The sequence below is a fragment of the Variovorax sp. F042 genome, assembly GCF_057814215.1.
In genome coordinates this window covers 70,820-85,034 of sequence record NZ_JBVASX010000007.1, presented here as the reverse complement: position 1 = coordinate 85,034, position 14,215 = coordinate 70,820, and the positions used below count along the sequence as shown (strand labels likewise).

Below are 14,215 nucleotides of genomic sequence, written 5' to 3'. Positions count from 1 at the left end.
TCATCATCGATCCCCGAGCCATGTCCACCACACCGCTGCCCGTTCTGTCCCTTCTCGAAACCCGTGTCCTCGGCGTGCTGGCCGAAAAGCAGCGCACCGTGCCCGACAGCTACCCGCTCACGCTCAATTCCCTGCTGTCGGGCTGCAACCAGAAGACCAGCCGAAACCCCGTGCTCGAACTCGCCGAGTCGCAGGTGCAGGCCGCCATCGACAGCCTGAAGGGCTACAGCCTTGTCGCGGAAACCAGCGGCGGGCGCGCCTTCCGCTACGAGCACAACATCGACCGCGTGCTGCGCATCCCGTCGCAGTCGGTCATCCTGCTCACCGTGCTGATGCTGCGCGGGCCGCAGACGGCGGGCGAATTGCGCATCGCCTGCGACCGCATGCACAACTTCGCCGACATCTCGTCGGTCGAAGGTTTTCTGAATGAACTCGCTGAACGACAGGCCGGTGCGCTGGTGGTGAAGCTGGCGCGCCTGCCCGGTGCGCGCGAGAGCCGCTGGGCGCATCTGCTGAGCGGTGCGCCGGCGGAAGAGGTGGCTGGGCCCTCCGATGTGCCTTATGCCGCGCACGACGTGTCGCTGGGCGAGGTCGCGGCGCTGAAAGCCAATGTGGCGCGGCTCGAAGCCGAGGTAGCGTCGCTGAAGGCGCTGCTGGGGCGCGTGTGTTCCGAGCTGGGAATTTCCGAAGAGGGCTGATCGCACCACTTCACGCGGGCTTCACGCGGCCCGCACATTCGGTGTCTAACTTCGGCCTCCATTGCACACATCAATGGAGCACCGGCCATGGACAACGGACCCATCGGACACACCGCAGCGTGGCGCGACCACATGCCCTTCGACGACATCACCCGGCGCGCACTCGCGTGTCTTGCCCTCCTGGCGGGCGTCGCGAGCCTCTATGCGTTTTTCTGCTGGGCCGCTTCAGCCACCGGCTTCTTCTTTTTCGAGGGCTATCGCCATACCTGGGAGGGCCTGGGCACGGCACTCGCGTTCCGGGACATGGACACGGCGTATTACCTGCTCAGCTGGGTCTTCTCTGTGTTCGGCGGGCTGTTGGGCTGGGCCGCGCTGATCGGGTTTGCCGTGACGCATCGGCGTGGCTGGGATGCGGTCTCGCGCTGGATCAAGATCGGCTGCGCGGTCGGCGCGGCGGCTGGGCTGGCGTTCGAGCCCGGCCGGCTGCTGGCGCTGGGGCCCATCGTCTGCGTGATGGCGCTGCTGTTGCGGTCGATGCTGATGCCGGCAAGGATTGCGATCAGCCCGAGGCAACAGGTACATCAAGGCTGAGCTTCACCGCATCCATCGTGACCAGCGTGCGAAAGCGCTTCACGTTGTTGCTCTGGAAGAAAAGCTGCCGCGTCAGCGCCGTGTATTGCGCCATGTCGCGCACCACGAAGACGAGGATGAAGTCCCACTCGCCCGTCACGTAGTAGCACTGCTGTACCTGCGGGCAGTCCCTGAAGCTCTGCTTCATTGCGTCGAGCAGTTCGATCTGCTCGCTCTCCGTTTCCACCTCCGCCACGATGGTCAGCGGGTGGCCCAGCGCGGCGGGCGACAGCACCGCGCCGTAGCGCTGGATCACGCCCTCGTCGCGCATGCGCTTGAGCCGCCGGTTGACGGCCGCGGTCGACAGGTGCACGCGCTCGCCCAGTTCGCTCTGCGGCATGCGGCTGTCCGCCTGGATCAGCTCCAGCAGGCGAAGGTCGAGGGTGTCGAGCGGCGTCATGAAGTGGGAAGTGACGCAAAAACGTTGCGTCGAAGGCGATGATTTTGCGCGCCCATACCGCCGCATTGTCAATAGCATCTCGTCATGAACCTCACCGATGCACCCCTGCGCGAAACGCTCACCGGCTGGCGGCGGCAACTGCACGCCATTCCCGAAACCGGCTTCGAGGAAGCGAAAACCTCGGCCTTCGTCACTCGGGTGCTGAGGGCGCTGGGCCTCGAGGTGCATACCGGCATCGGCGGCACCGGCCTCGTGACCAACCTGAAGGTGGGCAGCGGCAAGGGCGTGATCGGCCTGCGCGCCGAGATGGACGCGCTCAACATCACCGAGCTGCCCACCGACCGCGCCTACGCTTCTGGCACGCCCGGCAAGATGCACGCCTGCGGCCACGACGGCCACATGTCGATCATCCTCGGCGCGGCGCAGCTGCTGCGCGAGCGGCAGGATTTCGACGGCACCGTGCGCTTCATCTTCCAGCCGGCAGAGGAGCACGGCCGCGGCGCGAAGGCGATGATGGACGACGGCCTGTTCGATCGCTTTCCGGTCGACGAGATCTACGGCCTGCACAACATGCCCGGCATGCGCGCCGGCACCATCGCCACGCGCACGGGCGGCCTCATGGCGAGCGAAGACAACTTCGTGATCCATGTGAAGGGCCGCGGCACGCATGCAGCGCGGCCGCACATGGGCATCGACCCGATCGTCATCGGTGCGCAGATCGTGCTGGCGTTGCAGAGCATCGTTTCGCGCACGCTCGACCCGGGTGCGCAGGCGGTGGTTTCGTGCACCGAGTTCATCACCGACGGCATCCGCAATGCAATTCCGTCGAACGTGGTGATCAAGGGCGACACGCGCAGCTACGACCCGGCGGTGCAGCAGATGCTGGCCAAGCGCATGCGCGAGATCAGCGAGGGCATCTGCCGCATGCATGGTGCCGAATGCGAATTCAGCTACACGCACGAGTTCGCGCCCACCGTGAACTGGGCCGAATGCGTGCCAACGGCGGTTGCCGCCGCCACGGCTATCGTGGGTGCCGAGAACGTCGATGCCAACGTGGCGCCGATGATGATTTCGGAAGACTTCGGCGCGTTCCTGAAAGTCGTGCCCGGCGCCTTCGTGTTCCTGGGCAACGGCGCCGAAGGCGAGCCGGGCGGCACGCCGCTGCACAACGGCAGCTACGACTTCAATGATGAGGTGCTCGCAACGGGCGCCCGCTATTTCGCGGAGATCGTTCGCCTGCGCCTTCCACTACACACTGAAACCAGAGGCTGACTGGCATGCTGTTCACCAACCCCCAGGCGCGGCGTAGCGCTTATGACGAATCGTTGAGCGAGGTGATGAACATCGCGCGCGGCCAGGAGAGCCGGCAGTGGCTGTCGCACTGGAACCGGCTCGCGCCGAACCCGACGCCGGCATGGCCGCTGCCCCGGCTGGCGGCGCAGCTGGGCATCGGCCAGGTGGTCGTCAAGGACGAATCCAAGCGCTCGGCGCTCGGCAGCTTCAAGGTGCTGGGCGCGCCCATTGCGCTGCTGCGGCTCGTGCTGCGCCGATGGCCCGACCGCGGATGGACGCCCGCGGAGCTTCTGGCGGGCAGGCATGCAGCGGCGCTGCGCGACTTCGTGGTCGTCAGCGCCACCGACGGCAATCACGGCCGCGCGCTCGCTGCGGCCGCTCAAAGCATCGGCTGCCGCTGCGTCATCGTGCTGCATGCCCAGGTCAGCGAGGAGCGCGAAACGCCGATTGCCGCGCTCGGCGCGGAGATCGTGCGTATCGCCGGCAACTACGACGAGTCGGTGGAAGAGGCCGCGCGCCTTGCCCGCATCAACGGCTGGGAGGTGGTCTCGGACACCTCCTACGACGGCTACGAAGAGGTGCCGCGCGATGTGATGCAGGGCTACGGCATCCTGGCCGACGAGCTGCTCGAAGACGTTGCCGCCGGTGCGCCGTGCCCGTTCACCCACGTCATCGTGCAGGGCGGCGTGGGTGGGCTGGCCGCGGGCGTCGTCAGCCATTTCTGGGAGCGCTACGGTGCGGCGCGGCCGACCTTCATCGTGGTGGAGCCCGAGCAGGCCGACTGCCTGCTGCAAAGCGCGCGCAGCGGCCGGCCCGATCGCGCAACGGGCTCGGTCGATTCGGTGATGGCGGGGCTGGCCTGCGGCGAAACCTCGCCGCTCGCGTGGCGCTTTCTTCAACCGGCCGTCGACCTGTTCATGACCGTGACCGACGCGCAGGCCGAGCAGGCGATGCACACGCTCGCGAGCGGCGAGGCGGGCGACGTACCCGTGCTGAGCGGTGAATCCGGCGCGGCCGGCCTGGCGGCGCTGCAGGTGCTGGCAGCCGACCCCGCGGCCCGAGATACCTCGGGATTGGGCCCCGATGCACGCGTGCTGCTGATCAGCACCGAAGGCGCAACCGCGCCCGGGGTGTATCGCGCATTGACGGGGCGATCAGGCGAGGAGGTCGTCGCGGCGCAGCGGCAGTGGATGGCGCGCGAGGGCATGGTCGAGCAGGCCGCCACCTGAGCGGCCAGACCTCTCAGGCCACGTTCCAGCCGAAGAAGCGCAGCACCTCGTCGCGCTGCTTCATCGCATCGGCGCGCCCCAGCGCCATCAGCTCGCGCGTGTAGCCCGACTCGAACAGCAGGTAGCTCGCGAGCGCGCCGCCCTTCACATCGGCCGCCACCTTCGAGCCGCCCAGCAGATGCCGCACCGCGCCGGGCAGGGCGTCGACGTGGCGCGCCGCGATCACGTCGAGGCGCTCCGACGGCGAGATCACCAGCAGGTCGAGCGGGCGCAGCGCGCTCGCCGCGCGCGCCTCTTCGGGAATCAGTCCCAGCGTGTGGTTGATGCGGCGCAAGCGCTCGATGTCCACCGCCAGCGCATCGAGAAAAATGCTCGACAGCGCATGGCCCGCGATCTGCGCCATCGTCGGATAGCCGCTGTGGGTGTTGGGCGCGTCGGCGTCGCGCGGCTCGTGCATGCGGCCCGCGCCGATCACCACGATGCGCTGCGCGCCCAGGTGAATGGCTGCCGCGATGGGCGCCGACTGGCGCATCGAGCCGTCGCCGAAGTACTCGGTGTGCCCCTGCATCGGCAAGGCCGTGGCCGGGAACACGAAGGGAATGGCCGACGACGCCAGCAGGTGGGTGTGCGTGATGCGGTCGCGCACCGACAGGCGCTGCGAGCGCACCCATGGCTCCATCGGCACGGCCGCCTCGAAGAAAGTGACGTGCTCGCCCGAGCTGTAGCTCGAAGCCGTCACGGCCAGCGCCTGCAGGTGGCCTTCCTTCATGAGCTGCGGCAGCCGGTCGAGCGGCACCATGCGTTGCAGCAGCTCGGCCAGCGGCGTGTTGTCGAGCAGCGACTTCGGCTTGATGCGCATCCAGTTGGCCGCGAAGCGCCCGAGCCCGAGCAGCATGCGCCAGCGCGCGCCGCTACCAATCACCGAAAGCGAATCGGCGCGGTACACCTGCTCGGCGCGGAACTGGCCCCAGACCTCGGCGATGTGTGCCACCACGTGGTCGAAGTTGTCGCAGCCGCAGGCCAGCACGGCTGCGTTGATGGCTCCGGCCGAGGTGCCGGTGATGACCTGAAAGGGGTTGCCCGTGCCGGCGGCAGGGCCGACAGAGCGCCGGATCTCGGCAATGGCCTCCAGCACGCCCACCTGGTAGGCAGCCCGGGCGCCGCCCCCGGTGAGCAGGAGGCCGGTGGCGACAGGGCTTGTCTCTGGCATTTTTGGTTATTGGGAGGCTGTTCGATGCTGGCTCGGAGAGCGCACTAGACTACCCGCCATTCAGGAGTTAGATCAATGGCACTCACCCCAGATGGGCTCATGGACGCGCTCAAGGCCGTCGCGGACCCTAACACCGGCAAGCAATTCGTGGCGACCCGGTCGCTCAAAAACCTCCAGGTCTCGGAGGGCGACGTCTCGTTCGACCTCGAACTCGGCTACCCGGCGAAGAGCCAGCACGCGGCCATCCGCAAGGCGCTGGTGGCTGCCGCCAAGGCGGTGCCGGGCGTGGAGAACGTGTCGGTCAACATCGTCACCAAGGTCATCAGCCATGCGGTGCAGCGCGGCGTGCAGCTGATGCCCAACGTCAAGAACATCATCGCGGTGGCCTCGGGCAAGGGCGGCGTGGGCAAGAGCACCACGGCGGCCAACCTGGCGCTGGCGCTGGCGTCCGAGGGCGCCACGGTCGGCCTGCTCGACGCCGACATCTACGGCCCGAGCCAGCCCATGATGATGGGCATCGAAGGCCGCCCCGACAGCGCCGACGGCAAGACCATGGAGCCCATGGAGCGCCACGGTGTGCAGGTGATGTCCATCGGCTTCCTGGTCGACCAGGACCAGGCCATGATCTGGCGCGGTCCCATGGCCACACAGGCGCTGGAGCAGCTGCTGCGCCAGACCAACTGGAAAGACCTCGACTACCTCATCGTCGACATGCCCCCGGGCACCGGCGATATTCAGCTCACCCTGAGCCAGCGCGTACCGATGACGGGCGCGGTGATCGTCACCACGCCGCAGGACATCGCGCTGCTCGACGCAAAGAAGGGCATCAAGATGTTCGAGAAGGTCGGCGTGCCGATCCTGGGCATCGTCGAGAACATGGCGGTGCACATCTGCTCGAACTGCGGCCATGCCGAACACATCTTCGGCGCGGACGGCGGCAAGAAGATGGCGGCTGAATATCAGATGGAATACCTCGGCGCGCTGCCGCTGGACATCAAGATCCGTCTGCAGGCCGACAGTGGGGCGCCGACTGTGGTGTCCGATCCTGAAGGGGACGTGGCAGGCATCTACAAGGCGGTTGCACGTCGAGTGGCCGTCGGCATTGCGGAGAAGGCCAAGGACTTTTCGGCGAAGTTTCCGACGATCTCGATCAGCAAGAACACCTGAGGAACGGCGTCTCGATGAACCTGCTCGCCTCGATGCGCTATCTGGTAGCGCTGAACGAGCACAAGCACTTCGGCCGCGCGGCGCAGGCCTGCCACATCACGCAGCCTGCGCTGTCGAATGCACTGCGTGCGCTGGAGACCGAGTTCGGCGTCGTCATCGTCAAGCGCGCCCGCGTGTATGTCGGCCTCACGCACGAGGGCGAGCGCGTGCTCGCCACGGCGCAACGCATGCTGCGCGACAACGAAGTGCTGCTGCAGGAACTGCGCAGCGACGTGGACAACCCGCACGGCCGCCTGCGCATGGCCGCAGTGCCCACGGCGATACCGATGCTCTCGCGCTTTGCGGCCATGCTGCAGCAGCGGCACCCGGGCATCGTGCCGGCCGTGCTGTCGATGAGTTCGCAGGACCTGGAGACGGGGCTCGAAAGCCTGTCGATCGACCTCGCGCTGGGCTACACCGAGCGCATGCACCTGCCCGGCATCAAGCTCACGGCCTGGCCGCAGAGCATCGAGCACTACTTCCTGCTGCGCCGCGCTAAAAAGGCTTCGACCGATGAACTGCGCATCGGCGAGCCCATTTCGTGGGCCGAGGCGGGCAAGCTGCCGCTGTGCCTGCTCACGTCCGACATGCACAACCGCGCCATCGTCGACCAGGCGCTGCGCGAAGCCGGCGTGCCTGTGATGCCCGCCATCGAGACCAATTCGGTGCTCGCGCTGGCGCTGGCGGTGAGCGCGGGCACGGTCAACAGCGTGCTGCCCGGCGGCATGGTCGCGGCCGTGCGAAGCCATCGTGAGCTGGAAGCGCTGCCGCTGATGGCGCCGGACGTGCGTACGCCCATCGGCTTCATGACGCAGGACGGCGTGCGCGCTTCGCGTGCGCTCGAAGCGGCGCTGGCTTTCCTGCAGACGCCCGAGTGGCAGGAGCAGTTGCAGCAGCACAGCGGTGCGCTCGGCGAATGACAGGAACCAAAGGCCTAATCATTTAGTTATTGAATCAGGCCATGCCCTGATCGAATTTGACGGAGATTTAACCGTTAGCTCACACTCCGCGACCCGGATTAGCAATAACTTACACATCCGGCGAACAAGGAGAAATATGGCAGGTTCATCTGCAGGCGTTCTCGATGGAGAACGCGTCGTTGGGGGAGGGGCGCAGACGCAACCCGGCTTCCTGGAAAAAGAACGCATCATCGCGGGCCCCGGCTTCAATCGCTGGCTGGTTCCGCCGGCTGCATTGGCCATTCATCTGTGCATTGGCATGGCGTACGGCTTCTCGGTGTTCTGGCTGCCGCTGTCGAAGGCGCTCGGCACTGCCGGCACCGGCGCACAAGCTTGCGCCAAGGACATGAGCTTCTTCGCCGAGCTCTTCGCCACCAATTGCGACTGGCGCGTGGCCACGCTCGGCTGGATGTACACCCTGTTCTTCGTCTTCCTCGGCTGCTCGGCAGCCCTGTGGGGCGGCTGGCTCGAACGCGCGGGCCCGCGCAAGGCCGGCGTGGTGTCGGCGCTGTGCTGGTGCGGCGGCATGCTGCTGTCGGCGGTGGGCATCTACCTGCACCAGTTCTGGCTGATGATCCTCGGCTCGGGCGTGATCGGCGGCATCGGCCTGGGGCTGGGCTACATCTCGCCGGTGAGCACGCTGATCAAGTGGTTCCCCGACCGCCGCGGCATGGCGACCGGCATGGCCATCATGGGCTTCGGCGGCGGCGCGATGATCGGCTCGCCGCTGGCGGTCGACCTGATGAAGCGCTTCAGCACCGCCACTGACGTGGGCGTGATGCAGACCTTCGTGGTCATGGCGCTGGGCTACTTCGTATTCATGATGGCCGGCGCATTGGGCTACCGTGTGCCGCCCTCGGGCTGGAAGCCCGAAGGCTGGACGCCGCCCCCGGCACAGACCACCAACACCATGATCACGCAGCGCCACGTGCATGTGAAAAAGGTCTGGGGCATTCCGCAGTTCTGGCTCGTGTGGCTGGTGCTGTGCATGAACGTGAGCGCCGGCATCGGCGTGATCGGCATGGCCTCGCCCATGCTGCAGGAAGTGTTCGGCGGTGCGCTGATCGACCTGCCGGCCAAGTACGGCCAGCTCGACAAGACCCAGCTCGCGGCCATCGCGGTGGTGGCGGGCGGCTTCACGGCGCTGCTGTCGCTGTTCAACATCGGCGGGCGCTTCGTGTGGGCCAGCCTGTCGGACAAGCTGGGCCGCAAGCTCACCTACACGGTGTTCTTCGTGCTCGGCGGCATCCTGTACGCGAGCATTCCTTCGTCGGCCGGCGCGGGCAGCAAGCTGCTGTTCGTGGGTGCCTGCTGCGTGATCGTGTCGATGTACGGCGGCGGCTTTGCCACGGTGCCGGCCTACCTGGCCGACCTGTTCGGCACGCAGTTCGTGGGCGCCATCCACGGCCGCCTGCTCACGGCGTGGGCCACGGCCGGCATCCTCGGCCCGGTGGTCGTGAACTACATGCGCGAGTACCAACTGGGCCTGGGCCTGCCGCGCGAGCAGGTCTACAACCAGACCATGTACATCCTTGTGGGCATGCTGGTGATCGGCTTCATCGCCAACCTGCTGGTGCGTCCGGTGGCCGACAAGCACTTCATGACCGACGACGAACTGGCCGTCGAGAAGAAGCTGGCGCACGAGAAGGCCTCGGCAGCCGAAGTGGGCAGCGGCTCGGGCCGTGCCGATACGGTGAGCCCGGCGGTGGTGGCGCTGGCCTGGGTGGCGGTGGGCATTCCGCTGGCCTGGGGCGTCTACAAGACCCTGATCAGCGCGGCCAAGTTCTTCGGCTGATCCTCCGAGCGATCAGCGGCCCGAGGGCTGTGCGGCGAACACTTCGATCGCCGCCAGCCGGGCCACCGAACGGCCCGGCTTCACATCGCCGGCCACCACCAGCCGCGCCATGCCGTTGCGACCCAGCGGCGTGCCGTTCAGGCTGTAGGCAACCAGCGCCATGCGGTTGCCGGATTCGGGTGCGATCTCCGCGAGCGAGACCACCGCACGGTAGCCGTCGCTGCCGACCACCACCGCATACATCGAGAGCACCGGGTTGCGCACCGCGGTGTCCGGCTTGAGGCCGACCGACGCATCGTTCAGCAGGGTCCACAGGCTCACGCCGGTGTAGGTGTTGCTGCCGACAGTCAGCGTGACGGCGGGCTGAGCCTGCAGGGCTGCGAGGTCGAAGGTGGCGCGCTTGCCGACGATGCCCGAGACGGTGAAGGAGGGCGAGATGCCTTCGTTGGTGGCGGCCGTAACGTGCGGCGTCATGGCGCCTGTCTGTGGGCTGCCGCCGGCACAACCTGCGAGCACGGTCAACAGGGACAACAGGAACAGGGTGCGGTCTTTCACTGGAACTCCTCGTTTCCCCAGGACGGGTAGCGTCGTATTCATTCTTGCATAGCGACGGCCGCCCACCGCGGGCGGACAATGGCGGCCCGCATTGGTTTACGCTTGGCGCCAACATGAAATCCAAAGTCCAGTTCCGTCTGCGCGTCTACCGGGACGACACCATCGCCATCGGCCCCGGCAAGATCGCCGTGCTCGAAGCCGTGGCCGAGACCGGCTCGATCTCGGCGGCCGCCCGGCTGCTGGGCATGTCGTATCGCCGGGCCTGGATGCTGATCGACGAGATGAACCAGTCGCTGGCCTCGCCGGCCGTGAACACCGCCGCCGGCGGCTCGCGCGGCGGCGGCACGGCGCTGACGCCGGTGGGCGAGGAAATCGTCAAGCACTACCGGGCCATCGAGAACGCGGCGCGCCTTGCCACGGCGGCCGACATTCGTGCGCTGACGCGCCTGCTGGCGCCATGAGCTCCGAGGCCGCCGATGTCGTCTGCCGCCCGGTCGGCCTGGTGCGCAGCCGCTTCACGGAGGCCACCGGCATGCCGATCCAGACGGCCGGCGCACCCGAAGAAACGGGGCGCGTCGAAGTGTTCGCCGAGTTCGCGCCGGGCCTGCGCGACATCGAAGGCTTCGACTACCTGATCCTCATCACCCACCTGCACCAGTGCGCACACGAGCGCCTGGAGGTGGTGCCCTTTCTGGACAACGCATCGCACGGCGTCTTCGCCACGCGCGCGCCCGCAAGGCCGAACCGGCTGGGCCTGTCGATCGTGCGGCTCACCTCGGTGGAGGGCACCACGCTGCACTTCAGCGGCAACGACATGATGGACGGCACGCCCGTGCTCGACATCAAGCCCTATGTGCCGAAGTTCGACGTGCGCGAGACCGACCGCATCGGCTGGTTCGGCGCCAGGCTCGATCAGCTGCCGCGCACCCGCTCCGACGGCAGGATGGGCTGATTGGGCGGGGCGTTTTCCGGTGGGTCCTGCCAGCCTTGCCAGCACGACCACACGCTCTGCGACAGCACCTCGCGCGCCTGCGGCGGTGCTTCGCCGATGCTGCCCATGCTGATGAAGCCCGCGAGGTATTCGCCCGGCTGTACGCCCACCTGCCGCGCCAGCGTCTCGTCGAAGCAGCGTTCGCCGCTCAGCACGATGGCGCCGTAGCCCAGCTGGTGCGCGGCGCTCAGCAGATTGCCGAGCGCCGCGCCCGCGCTCAGCCACTGTTCGCGCGCCGGGATCTTGCTGCGCTCGCGCGGCGACACCACGAAGCCCAGCAGCAGCGGCGGCCGAGTGGCATGTTCGCGTGCGCGCTTCAGGTCGGCGGAGCTGGCCAGTGGATCGCGCCGTAGTTTTTCCTGCTCGAAGCACCAGGCCAGCGCTTCGCGGTTCTGCGGGCGGAACTCGATCACGCGCCACGGATGCAGGCCGCCATGGTCGGGCGCGCGCAGGCCGGCCTGGAGGATCGCGTCGAGTTCATCGGGGTTGGGGCCGGGCGGCTGCAGGCGACGCGGCGACACCGAGCGCCGCGTCAGCAAAACTTCGAGGATGCGCTCCGCACCCGTCATGTGCCGCCACATGCGCGTCACTGCTCCCGGTGGTCGACCCACACCGCCTGGCGGCGCAGCACCTCGCCGATGTCGCCGGCGTCGGCCGTTGCCACGAAGAAGGACTGGCTCGCGCCATCGGGGCCGGTGATGGACAGCACGAAGCCCTCTGCATCCATGGCGCGCTCGATGCGCCATTCCTGCACCTGCGTCACATGGTGGCGAAGCTCCGGCCGGCCGGAGATCGAGCGAACAACGGTGTCGTGGATGGAAGGGCGCATGGGTGGTATGTCTCCTACGCTGTATTCCTCAGTATATGAAGACTCATGGCTTTGCGCACCCCCCGTGAGAACCTTAGGGCTCATCGTGTAACAATCTCGCCGTATTTTCATGAACACGACGAACTCGCTCATCGCTTCGACCGACTGGTTTCCGCTGGTGCTGTCGCTCAAGGTCGCCGCCGTGGCGACCCTGCTGGCACTGATCGTCGGCGTGGCGCTGGGCTGGGTGTTCGCACGCAGGAAGTTCTTCGGCGCCACAGTGCTCGAGGCCGTGTTCATGTTGCCGCTGGTGCTGCCGCCCACGGTGATCGGCTACGCGATTCTTGTGGCGGCCGGGCGCCGCAGCCCGCTGGGCGCGTGGCTGCGCGAGCACCTCGACTACACCATCATCTTCAGCTGGCACGGCGCCGTGGTGGCCTCGGCCGTGGTTGCGCTGCCGCTGGTGCTCAAGTCGGCCAGCGCGGCGTTTTCGGGCGTCGACCGCTCGCTCGAAGCCGCGGCCAGCACGCTGCGGCAGTCGCCGTTTTCGGTTTTCCTGCGCGTCACGCTGCCGCTTGCCTGGCCCGGCATCCTGGCCGGCACGCTGCTCGCGTTTGCGCGCGCCATGGGCGAATTCGGCGCGTCGCTGATGGTGGCCGGCTCCATCCCCAAGCAGACGCAGACGCTTTCGATGGCCATCTATGACGCGGTGCAGGCAGGGCACGACGACCTTGCGCTGCTGCTGGTCATCGTGACTTCGCTGCTGTCGATCACCGTGCTGGTGCTGTCGAACCGCTTCTTTTCTCTTCGCTGATTTCATTTTCAATAATCTGGAGTTGCCCATGCGTCCGTTCCGCCTTCTGTCGTTGGTTCTTGCACTCGCCCTGCCGCTGGCCGCTAGCGCGCAGCAGATCACCGTGTCTGCCGCTGCCAGCCTGACCGACGCATTCAAGGAAATCGGCCCCAAGTTCGAGGCTGCCAAGACGGGTGCCACGGTGCGCTTCAATTTCGCGGCCTCGGGTGTGCTGCTGCAGCAGATCGGCCAGGGCGCACCGGTGGACGTGTTCGCCAGCGCCGACCAGGAAACGATGAACCGCGGCGTCGAGCAAAAGGCGATCGACGCCGCCACGCGCAAGGACTTCGTCACCAACAGCCTGGTGCTCATCGAACCGGCCAAGGAAGGCGTGGGCCTCAAGACGCTGCAGGACCTGGGCGGCGCCAACGTGAAGAAGATCGCCGTCGGCAAGGTCGCCACCGTGCCGGTCGGCCGCTACACCAAGCAGGTGCTGGACAACGCCAACCTCTGGACCACGCTCGAACCCAAGTTCGTGCAGGCCGACAGCGTGCGCCAGGTGCTCGACTACGTGAGCCGTGGCGAAGTCGAGGCCGGTTTCGTCTACCGCACCGACGCAGCCGTGGCCGGCGACAAGGTGAAGATCGCCTTCACGCCCACTGGCCACACACCCGTGACCTACCCCATCGCCGTGGTCGCCGAGAGCAAGCAGAAAGCGCCGGCCGGCGACTTCATCGCCTTCCTCTCGACGCCTGCCGCGCAGGAAGTGCTCACGCGCTACGGATTCGGCAAGCCATGATCGACGTAGATCTGAAGCTCACGGTGGCCGACGGCCGCCGGCGCTTCGATCTGGCGGTGCGTTTCGCGACGGACGTGCCCTTTGCCGCGCTCTACGGCCCGTCGGGCGCGGGCAAGTCGCTGACCTTGCAGGCCATTGCCGGCCTGCTGCATCCTTCGTCGGGCCACGTGCGGCTCGACGGCCGCACGCTGTACGACTCGGCCCAGGGCATCGACGTGCCCGCGCCGGCGCGGCGCACCGGCTATCTGTTCCAGGATTACGCGCTGTTCCCGCACCTGAGCGTGCGCGAGAACGTGGCCTTCGGGCTGACCGCATGGCACCGCCGCAAGCCGGCCGCGAAAGACGCCGAACGCGTGCACGCCCTGCTCGAAAGCTTCGGCCTCGCGGCATTGGCCGACAGCCGGCCGCAGAACCTGTCAGGCGGCCAGCAGCAGCGCGTGGCACTCGCGCGCGCGCTGGCCTGCGAGCCGCAGGTGCTGCTGCTCGACGAGCCCTTTGCCGCGCTCAACCCCATGCTGCGCGCGGAATTGCGCAACGAGCTCGCGCAGGTGCGCAGGCAGTGGGGCATTCCGGTGCTGATGATCACGCACGACATCGAGGACGTGCTCGCGCTGGCCGACGTGGCCTTCGTCTACAAGGACGGGCAGGTGGTGCGCGAGATCGACCTGCACAACGCAGAAAGCCGCGATTTCGCGCTGCGCGATATCGCTGGCGTGCAGGCTGTCGAAGAGACGCCGCTGCGCAGCAAGCTGCGTGGGCTGCTGATGCAGGACACGCGAGGCGCCTGAGACCCCGCTTCATTTCCTTTTTGAATCGCCGCATGTCCCGATTCAATTTGACGCTCCGCAG

The 14,215-nt window shown here is 67.3% G+C and carries 17 protein-coding genes; 12 read left to right on the top strand and 5 right to left on the bottom strand.

What is annotated here, in order from left to right:
- Positions 1-20: 20 nt before the first annotated feature.
- On the top strand, positions 21-698 hold the full coding sequence (locus tag ACZYSP_RS21720; protein ID WP_307616243.1) for a YceH family protein: 678 nt from the start codon (positions 21-23) through the stop codon (positions 696-698).
- A gap of 87 nt (positions 699-785) precedes the next feature.
- Positions 786-1,289, top strand: coding sequence for a hypothetical protein (locus ACZYSP_RS21715; RefSeq protein WP_489016491.1), 504 nt, complete (start codon positions 786-788; stop codon positions 1,287-1,289).
- Here ACZYSP_RS21715 and ACZYSP_RS21710 read toward each other — a convergent pair.
- Positions 1,258-1,728: an Lrp/AsnC family transcriptional regulator gene (locus ACZYSP_RS21710; RefSeq protein ID WP_093077408.1), complete on the bottom strand. Its 471-nt coding sequence runs from the start codon at positions 1,726-1,728 to the stop codon at positions 1,258-1,260. The genes ACZYSP_RS21715 and ACZYSP_RS21710 overlap by 32 nt on opposite strands.
- Before the next feature lie 84 nt (positions 1,729-1,812).
- On the opposite strand from ACZYSP_RS21710, the gene ACZYSP_RS21705 reads away from it, so the two are divergent.
- A complete protein-coding gene (locus ACZYSP_RS21705) occupies positions 1,813-3,000 on the top strand; it encodes a M20 aminoacylase family protein (protein WP_489016489.1) in 1,188 nt (395 codons plus the stop codon).
- Between the two features lie 5 nt (positions 3,001-3,005).
- The gene (locus ACZYSP_RS21700; protein WP_489016487.1) at positions 3,006-4,250 is read left to right on the top strand and encodes a diaminopropionate ammonia-lyase; all 1,245 of its coding nucleotides are present in this window, start codon (positions 3,006-3,008) and stop codon (positions 4,248-4,250) included.
- Positions 4,251-4,263: 13 nt separating this feature from the next.
- Here the strand turns inward: ACZYSP_RS21700 and ACZYSP_RS21695 are convergent, their stop codons facing one another.
- Positions 4,264-5,460 carry a patatin-like phospholipase family protein gene (locus ACZYSP_RS21695; RefSeq protein WP_097198231.1) on the bottom strand — a complete coding sequence of 399 codons (1,197 nt, stop codon included), beginning with the start codon at positions 5,458-5,460 and terminating at the stop codon, positions 4,264-4,266.
- A gap of 75 nt (positions 5,461-5,535) precedes the next feature.
- On the opposite strand from ACZYSP_RS21695, the gene apbC reads away from it, so the two are divergent.
- The 3 genes from apbC (at position 5,536) to ACZYSP_RS21680 (ending at position 9,420) form a co-directional block, all read left to right on the top strand.
- On the top strand, positions 5,536-6,627 hold the full coding sequence (gene apbC / locus ACZYSP_RS21690; RefSeq protein ID WP_093077402.1) for an iron-sulfur cluster carrier protein ApbC: 1,092 nt from the start codon (positions 5,536-5,538) through the stop codon (positions 6,625-6,627).
- Positions 6,628-6,641: 14 nt separating this feature from the next.
- Positions 6,642-7,586, top strand: coding sequence for a LysR family transcriptional regulator (locus tag ACZYSP_RS21685; RefSeq protein WP_307616237.1), 945 nt, complete (start codon positions 6,642-6,644; stop codon positions 7,584-7,586).
- A 136-nt stretch (positions 7,587-7,722) separates the two neighbouring features.
- On the top strand, positions 7,723-9,420 hold the full coding sequence (locus ACZYSP_RS21680; RefSeq protein WP_489016484.1) for an OFA family MFS transporter: 1,698 nt from the start codon (positions 7,723-7,725) through the stop codon (positions 9,418-9,420).
- A 12-nt stretch (positions 9,421-9,432) separates the two neighbouring features.
- On the opposite strand, the gene ACZYSP_RS21675 is transcribed toward ACZYSP_RS21680, so the two are convergent.
- The gene (locus ACZYSP_RS21675) at positions 9,433-9,975 is read right to left on the bottom strand and encodes a molybdopterin-dependent oxidoreductase (protein WP_143042636.1); all 543 of its coding nucleotides are present in this window, start codon (positions 9,973-9,975) and stop codon (positions 9,433-9,435) included.
- 113 nt (positions 9,976-10,088) lie between these two features.
- Between ACZYSP_RS21675 and ACZYSP_RS21670 the strand changes: the two genes are divergently transcribed.
- A complete protein-coding gene (locus tag ACZYSP_RS21670; protein WP_093058016.1) occupies positions 10,089-10,436 on the top strand; it encodes a winged helix-turn-helix domain-containing protein in 348 nt (115 codons plus the stop codon).
- On the top strand, positions 10,433-10,927 hold the full coding sequence (gene tsaA / locus ACZYSP_RS21665) for a tRNA (N6-threonylcarbamoyladenosine(37)-N6)-methyltransferase TrmO (RefSeq protein ID WP_440532426.1): 495 nt from the start codon (positions 10,433-10,435) through the stop codon (positions 10,925-10,927). Before ACZYSP_RS21670 ends, tsaA begins: the two co-directional genes overlap by 4 nt.
- Here the strand turns inward: tsaA and ACZYSP_RS21660 are convergent.
- Together ACZYSP_RS21660 and ACZYSP_RS21655 are read right to left on the bottom strand one after the other, a co-directional pair.
- Positions 10,888-11,547 (bottom strand): nitroreductase family protein, encoded by a 660-nt coding sequence (locus ACZYSP_RS21660; RefSeq protein WP_307616234.1) that lies wholly within the window; start codon positions 11,545-11,547, stop codon positions 10,888-10,890. The genes tsaA and ACZYSP_RS21660 overlap by 40 nt on opposite strands.
- Positions 11,548-11,552: 5 nt before the next feature.
- Positions 11,553-11,795: a hypothetical protein gene (locus ACZYSP_RS21655; protein WP_093077393.1), complete on the bottom strand. Its 243-nt coding sequence runs from the start codon at positions 11,793-11,795 to the stop codon at positions 11,553-11,555.
- A 109-nt stretch (positions 11,796-11,904) separates the two neighbouring features.
- On the opposite strand from ACZYSP_RS21655, the gene modB reads away from it, so the two are divergent.
- Genes modB through ACZYSP_RS21640 form a run of 3 tightly spaced genes read left to right on the top strand, consistent with a single transcriptional unit; the run spans position 11,905 to position 14,154 of the window.
- A complete protein-coding gene (gene modB / locus ACZYSP_RS21650; protein WP_354337702.1) occupies positions 11,905-12,588 on the top strand; it encodes a molybdate ABC transporter permease subunit in 684 nt (227 codons plus the stop codon).
- A gap of 28 nt (positions 12,589-12,616) precedes the next feature.
- Positions 12,617-13,366, top strand: a complete 750-nt coding sequence (gene modA / locus ACZYSP_RS21645; protein WP_489016479.1) for a molybdate ABC transporter substrate-binding protein — start codon at positions 12,617-12,619, stop codon at positions 13,364-13,366.
- Entirely contained in the window at positions 13,363-14,154 is a 792-nt protein-coding gene (locus ACZYSP_RS21640; RefSeq protein ID WP_489016477.1) for an ABC transporter ATP-binding protein, read from the top strand. The genes modA and ACZYSP_RS21640 overlap by 4 nt, the downstream gene beginning before the upstream one ends.
- Positions 14,155-14,215 lie beyond the last annotated feature (61 nt).

Bases quoted from the DNA above. Each gene is read 5' to 3' on its own strand.
- ACZYSP_RS21720 (WP_307616243.1), top strand. From the start codon at position 21: ATGTCCACCACACCGCTGCCCGTTCTGTCCCTTCTCGAAACCCGTGTC.
- ACZYSP_RS21695 (WP_097198231.1), bottom strand. From the start codon at position 5,460: ATGCCAGAGACAAGCCCTGTCGCCACCGGCCTCCTGCTCACCGGGGGC.
- apbC (WP_093077402.1), top strand. From the start codon at position 5,536: ATGGCACTCACCCCAGATGGGCTCATGGACGCGCTCAAGGCCGTCGCG.
- modA (WP_489016479.1), top strand. From the start codon at position 12,617: ATGCGTCCGTTCCGCCTTCTGTCGTTGGTTCTTGCACTCGCCCTGCCG.
- ACZYSP_RS21685 (WP_307616237.1), top strand. From the start codon at position 6,642: ATGAACCTGCTCGCCTCGATGCGCTATCTGGTAGCGCTGAACGAGCAC.
- ACZYSP_RS21700 (WP_489016487.1), top strand. From the start codon at position 3,006: ATGCTGTTCACCAACCCCCAGGCGCGGCGTAGCGCTTATGACGAATCG.
- ACZYSP_RS21640 (WP_489016477.1), top strand. From the start codon at position 13,363: ATGATCGACGTAGATCTGAAGCTCACGGTGGCCGACGGCCGCCGGCGC.
- tsaA (WP_440532426.1), top strand. From the start codon at position 10,433: ATGAGCTCCGAGGCCGCCGATGTCGTCTGCCGCCCGGTCGGCCTGGTG.
- ACZYSP_RS21680 (WP_489016484.1), top strand. From the start codon at position 7,723: ATGGCAGGTTCATCTGCAGGCGTTCTCGATGGAGAACGCGTCGTTGGG.
- ACZYSP_RS21660 (WP_307616234.1), bottom strand. From the start codon at position 11,547: ATGTGGCGGCACATGACGGGTGCGGAGCGCATCCTCGAAGTTTTGCTG.
- ACZYSP_RS21715 (WP_489016491.1), top strand. From the start codon at position 786: ATGGACAACGGACCCATCGGACACACCGCAGCGTGGCGCGACCACATG.
- ACZYSP_RS21670 (WP_093058016.1), top strand. From the start codon at position 10,089: ATGAAATCCAAAGTCCAGTTCCGTCTGCGCGTCTACCGGGACGACACC.
- modB (WP_354337702.1), top strand. From the start codon at position 11,905: ATGAACACGACGAACTCGCTCATCGCTTCGACCGACTGGTTTCCGCTG.
- ACZYSP_RS21705 (WP_489016489.1), top strand. From the start codon at position 1,813: ATGAACCTCACCGATGCACCCCTGCGCGAAACGCTCACCGGCTGGCGG.
- ACZYSP_RS21655 (WP_093077393.1), bottom strand. From the start codon at position 11,795: ATGCGCCCTTCCATCCACGACACCGTTGTTCGCTCGATCTCCGGCCGG.
- ACZYSP_RS21710 (WP_093077408.1), bottom strand. From the start codon at position 1,728: ATGACGCCGCTCGACACCCTCGACCTTCGCCTGCTGGAGCTGATCCAG.